This is a genomic window from Pseudomonas sp. BAV 4579 (genome assembly GCF_009765395.1).
GTDB lineage: Bacteria > Pseudomonadota > Gammaproteobacteria > Pseudomonadales > Pseudomonadaceae > Chryseomonas > Chryseomonas aestiva.
Genome location: NZ_WHOV01000183.1, coordinates 1 through 4339, shown reverse-complemented (window position 1 = coordinate 4339; position 4339 = coordinate 1). Strand labels below are relative to the sequence as shown.

General features: G+C 64.6%; 5 protein-coding genes. 4 read left to right on the top strand and 1 reads right to left on the bottom strand.

Features of this window, described 5'->3' with window-relative positions; genetic code table 11:
* The first annotated feature begins 20 nt into the window (after positions 1 to 20).
* From GSQ95_RS24320 to moaE, 4 genes are all read left to right on the top strand, one after another.
* The gene (locus GSQ95_RS24320) at positions 21 to 1367 is read left to right on the top strand and encodes a PhoH family protein (protein ID WP_256664708.1); all 1347 of its coding nucleotides are present in this window, start codon (positions 21 to 23) and stop codon (positions 1365 to 1367) included.
* 229 nt (positions 1368 to 1596) lie between these two features.
* Complete coding sequence (gene moaC, locus GSQ95_RS24315; RefSeq protein WP_158896820.1) at positions 1597 to 2076, top strand: cyclic pyranopterin monophosphate synthase MoaC; 480 nt, start codon at positions 1597 to 1599, stop codon at positions 2074 to 2076.
* A complete protein-coding gene (locus tag GSQ95_RS24310) occupies positions 2073 to 2324 on the top strand; it encodes a MoaD/ThiS family protein (protein ID WP_158896819.1) in 252 nt (83 codons plus the stop codon). Before moaC ends, GSQ95_RS24310 begins: the two co-directional genes overlap by 4 nt.
* Before the next feature lie 2 nt (positions 2325 to 2326).
* The gene (moaE, locus tag GSQ95_RS24305) at positions 2327 to 2782 is read left to right on the top strand and encodes a molybdopterin synthase catalytic subunit MoaE (RefSeq protein ID WP_133862101.1); all 456 of its coding nucleotides are present in this window, start codon (positions 2327 to 2329) and stop codon (positions 2780 to 2782) included.
* Positions 2783 to 2926: 144 nt separating this feature from the next.
* On the opposite strand, the gene rhlB is transcribed toward moaE, so the two are convergent.
* Positions 2927 to 4309 carry an ATP-dependent RNA helicase RhlB gene (gene rhlB, locus GSQ95_RS24300; protein WP_158896818.1) on the bottom strand — a complete coding sequence of 461 codons (1383 nt, stop codon included), beginning with the start codon at positions 4307 to 4309 and terminating at the stop codon, positions 2927 to 2929.
* Positions 4310 to 4339: the final 30 nt, after the last annotated feature.

Here is a 4339-nt window from a genome sequence, read left to right as displayed (position 1 = left end):
TATAAGAGACAGCCCTCTATGTGCTCGACACCAACGTACTGATCCATGACCCGAACGCGCTGCTCAATTTCGAGGAGCACCACGTCGCCATTCCCATGACGGTCCTGGAGGAACTCGACAAGCTCAAGACCGGCAAGCACAACGTTGCCGCCGAGTGCCGGCAGGCTATCCGCCTGATCGACAGTGTGCTCGCCGAATCCTCGCCCGAGGACGTCGAGCGGGGCGTACCCATTCCCCGCGGCAAGGGCGAGGCCAAGGGGCGACTGTCCATTCTCATGGGCCGCCGCGCCGGCCCCATGGCCTGCCTGCCCGACGACATCAACGACAACCGCATCATCAACCAGCTCGTCGAATTGCGCACCCAGCATCCCCAGGAGCGGGTCGTGCTGGTGACCAAGGACATCAACATGCGCCTCAAGGCGCGTGGCTGCGGCATCGCCGCCGAGGACTACCAGACCGACCAGCTGCTCGACGACGTCTCCCTGCTGTCCCAGGGTTACCACAATCTGCCGGGGTCCTTCTGGGATAACGTGAGCAAGGTGGAAAGCCGGCAGGAGCTGGGTCGCGTCTGGCACCGGGTACAGCTGTCGGCCGAGATGCCACCCTTCAACGTCAATGACTTCGTGCTCGACGAGCAGGGCTTCGTCGGCTGGGTCAAGGCGGTGCGCGACGGCGAGGTCATCCTGCTCGACATGCATCAGGAACCCCTGATGCACCAGGAAGCCTGGGGGCTGAAACCGCGGGACATCTACCAGGCGCTGGCGCTGTTCGCCCTGCTGGAGCCTGACATTCATCTGGTCAACCTGACCGGCGCGGCGGGCTCGGGCAAGACCATCCTGGCGCTGGCCGCGGCCATCGAGCAGACCATGGTCACCAAGAGATACCGGCGGATCATCGCTACCCGCAGCGTCCAGGGTCTGGACGAGGACATCGGCTTCCTGCCCGGGACCGAGGCCGAGAAGATGGAGCCCTGGCTGGGTGCCATCACCGACAACCTCGAAGCCCTGCACATGGATGATCACAACCCCCACGGCAGCGTGGACTACATCCTCAGCAAGGTACCGCTGCAGTTCAAGTCGCTGAACTACATCCGCGGTCGCAGTTTCCAGCAGAGTCTGATTCTCATCGACGAATGCCAGAATCTCACCCCGCACCAGATGAAAACCATCATCACCCGGGCCGGCAGCGGCTCCAAGGTGATCTGTCTGGGTAACCTGGCGCAGATCGATACGCCCTATCTCTCGGCCACCAGCTCCGGCCTCACCTACCTGTCCGAGCGCTTCAAGGGCTTCAACCACGGAGTGCACATCACCCTGCAGGGCGTACCCCGGTCCATTCTCGCCGAATACGCGGAGTCCCATCTGTAAGTGCTAGAGCTTGTCTGAAAAGTAGCCGAGCGAAGGTCAGGCAAGGCAAGAATCCGTGAGGAAGCGGAGTTTACGAGTGGTAAATGAGCATTCCGAACGGATTTTTAACGCAGCCTGACCGAGCGTAGGCACTTTTCAGACACAGCCCACGATCCCCGTCTGGTCACGGGCGGGGATCAAATCCCCAGTCGCAGGTCTACAATGGCAGGTCCTTTCCAGGAGTCATGCCGTGCTGACCCATCTCGATTCCCAAGGCCGTGCCAACATGGTCGATGTCACCGACAAGCAGGTGACCTTCCGTGAAGCCACCGCCGAAGCCCGGGTGCGCATGCGTCCGGAAACCCTCGACCTGATCCAGAGCGGCGGCCACCCCAAGGGCGACGTCTTCGCCGTGGCGCGTATCGCCGGCATCCAGGCAGCCAAAAAGACCGCCGACCTCATCCCGCTCTGCCATCCGCTGATGCTGACCAGTGTCAAGGTCCAGCTGGTCGCCGAAGCCCCCGATGGGGTGCGGATCACCGCCACCTGCAAGCTGTCCGGCCAGACCGGCGTGGAGATGGAGGCCCTGACCGCGGCCAGTGTCGCGGCCCTGACCCTTTACGACATGTGCAAGGCGGTGGACCGCGGCATGACCATCGAGGCGGTGCGGCTGCTGGAAAAGAACGGCGGCAAGAGTGGCCACTTCCGTGCCGAGGAGCAACCGGCATGATCCGCGTGCAATTCTTCGCCCGCTATCGCGAAGTGCTGGGCCTCGCCGAGGACAGCCTGGCCTGGGAGCCTGGGCTGGCCACCGTTGGCGACCTGCGTGAACACCTGGTCCAGCGCGGCGGGATCTGGGCCGAGACCCTGGGCGAGCGCGGTCTGATGTGCGCCCGCAACGAAGAGCTCTGCGGGCTGGCCGAGCCGTTGCGCGAGGGTGACGAGGTCGCCTTCTTTCCGACCGTGACCGGAGGTTGAGCATGACTATCCGTGTGCAGGCCGACGCCTTCGATCCCGGACAGGAACTCAATGCCCTGCATGCCGCCAACACCGGCATCGGTGCCGTGGTGGGTTTCGTGGGTTACGTGCGGGACTTCAACGACGGCCGGGACGTCGGCGGGTTGTTTCTCGAACACTTTCCCGGCATGACCGAAAAGGCTCTGGCGCGCATCGTCGAAGAGGCGAATCAGCGCTGGCCGCTGCTCAGGGTCGATATCCTGCATCGCATCGGCCGCCTGGAGCCAGGCGAACCCATCGTCTTCGTCGGCACCGCCAGCGCCCACCGCCAGGCGGCCTTCGAGGCCTGCAACTTCGTGATGGACTACCTCAAGACCCGCGCCCCCTTCTGGAAGAAGGAAGATACGTCCGAAGGACCGCGCTGGGTGGAAGGCCGCGCCAGCGATCAGGATGCCGCGGGGCGTTGGGCGAAGGGGTGACGAAATAGGGTGGAAACCCGCATCAGCGTTTTCCACCTGGCACGCAACCTTTCAGGTGGATAAGGCTGCGCCGTTATCCACCCTGCAGAGGTGCCGGCTGTGCTTGAGGGACCAGCGGACAACCCTGTGGCAGGGGCGCTGGCCTCAACGCTGCCGCGGAACCGGCTTGAGCAACTCGGCTGGCGGCATCTCGCAACCGATCTTGCGACCCAGCAGGGCTTCGATAGGCGGCAGGGCGAAGGAGTCGTCCTCGCCGGCGAAGCTGATGGAGGTACCGGTGGCGCCGGCGCGACCGGTCCGGCCGATGCGGTGCACATAGTCGTCCGGGTCTTCCGGCAGGGTGAAGTTGATCACGTGGCTGATGCCGTCGACGTGGATGCCGCGCCCGGCCACGTCGGTGGCCACCAGTACGCGGATCTTGCCGGCGCGGAAGCCTTCCAGGGTCTTGATACGCTTGTGCTGGGGGACGTCGCCGGACATCTGGGCGGCACTGATGCCGTCCTTGGTCAGGCGCTCTTCGATGCGCCTCACCTCGTCACGCCGGTTGGCGAACACCATCACCCGCTCCCAGTTGTTCTGGGCGACCAGGTTGTAGAGCAGGCGGTACTTGTCGCTCGAGGACACGGCATAGACGTGCTGCTCGACGGTGTCGCTGGCCACGTTCTCCGGCTCGATCTCGACGATGGCCGGATCGGTGGTCCACTGCCGCGCCAGATTCATCACGTCGTCGGTGAAGGTGGCGGAGAACAGCAGGGTCTGGCGTTCGCTCTTGGGCGGGGTCTGGCGAATGATCTGGCGAACCTGGGGAATGAAGCCCATGTCCAGCATGCGGTCGGCCTCGTCCAGCACCATGACCTCGACCATGTCCAGATGCACCTCGCCGCGCTGGTTGAAGTCCAGCAGGCGGCCCGGGGTGGCGACCAGAATGTCGCAGTAGCGCGCTTCGAGCTGCTTGAGCTGCTTGTCGAAGTCCATGCCCCCGACAAAGCTCATGACGTTGAGCCCGGTGTACTTGGCCAGGTCCAGGGCGTCGTTGGCGATCTGCACCACCAGTTCGCGGGTCGGCGCGATGATCAGCGCCCGCGGCTCGCCCATGTATCTTTCCTTGGGCGGCGGGGTGGTCAGCAGCTGGGTGATCGTCGAGATCAGGAAGGCGGCGGTCTTGCCGGTGCCGGTCTGGGCACGGCCGATGGCGTCCTTGCCCTTGAGGGTGAAGCCCAGTACTTCCGCCTGGATCGGCGTGCAGTAGGGAAAGCCGAGGTCATGGATGCCGTGCATCAGCCGCGGATCCAGCTTGAAGTCATGGAAGCGTGTCTTGCCTTCCTGCGGCTCGACCGCGAAGTCTTCCAGTTTCCAGGTGTCGACCGGCTTGGGTTTGCGCGGGCTGCGCTCGCGGCGCGGCTTGGCGGATTTCTCCGCCTGGGCACGAGGTTCCTGTGTTTCGGCCGGGGCCCGAGGCTCCTGGCTGCGGGCTTCGCCGGGATTGCGCGGCTTGCGTGGCGCACGCTCGGCCTGAGGCTCGGGCACGCTGGATGCAGGGGAGGAGGGGGCTTCAGG

Excerpts from the sequence above, each read along its gene's own strand:
- GSQ95_RS24310 (WP_158896819.1), top strand. The coding sequence starts at position 2,073 with ATGATCCGCGTGCAATTCTTCGCCCGCTATCGCGAAGTGCTGGGCCTC.
- moaE (WP_133862101.1), top strand. The coding sequence starts at position 2,327 with ATGACTATCCGTGTGCAGGCCGACGCCTTCGATCCCGGACAGGAACTC.